This window comes from Vibrio sp. 1402 (assembly GCF_033340275.1).
The window spans coordinates 1-877 of the sequence record NZ_JAWOWE010000135.1; the positions used below are offsets into that span (position 1 = coordinate 1).

1 protein-coding gene is annotated in these 877 nt (G+C 50.4%); it reads right to left on the bottom strand.

What is annotated here, in order from left to right:
• Window positions 1–877: 2-isopropylmalate synthase (locus R7044_RS24625; RefSeq protein ID WP_225455925.1), on the bottom strand; the 877-nt coding region annotated here is incomplete at both ends.

Sequence of the window (877 nt, forward strand, 5' to 3'; positions counted from 1 at the left end):
ACGCAAGTTGGAGAAGTGCATTAGCGCTTCCAAATCGTAATCAAACACTTGGCCTTTACGGTCGGCCAGTTTCAAGAAGTCGGCGTACAGTGCGTCTAGGTTGTACTCATCTTCTTTATAACCCATGGAATCCATGTGGCTCTTCACCGCCGCTCGGCCGCTACGACTGGTTAGGTTAAGCGCTTGGTTCTTAAGACCAATCGACTCAGGCGTCATGATCTCGTAAGTGTTCTTGTTCTTTAACATGCCGTCTTGGTGGATACCTGAAGAATGGCTGAATGCATTGGCACCCACGATCGCTTTGTTGCTTTGGATCGGCATGTTGCACAGTTGACTCACCAACTTGCTAGTACGATGGATTTCTTCGTGCTTGATCCCCGTGCTTACGCCCAGAAGCTCTTGACGCGTCTTGATGATCATCGCGATCTCTTCTAGTGAGCAGTTACCCGCACGCTCGCCGATACCATTGATGGTGCCTTCAATTTGGCGAGCACCGGCTTGTACTGCTGCAATTGAGTTTGCGACCGACATGCCCAAGTCATCATGACAGTGCACAGAAATGATGGCCTTGTCGATGTTCGGCACGCGGTTGAAAAGCGTTTGGATGATGCCACCGAACTCGCTTGGCACTGTGTAGCCAACGGTATCGGGAATGTTGATGGTGCTTGCGCCAGCATCAATTGCGGCTTCAACCATGCGACATAGATTGTCGATTGGCGTACGGCCTGCGTCTTCACAAGAAAATTCGACATCATCGGTGTAGTTACGCGCGTGTTTAACGGCGTTGACCGCCATTTCAAGTACGTCATCGTAACTGCGGCGTAGCTTGTCTTGAACGTGAATCGTGGAAGTGGCTAGAAAAGTGTGGATACGGAAT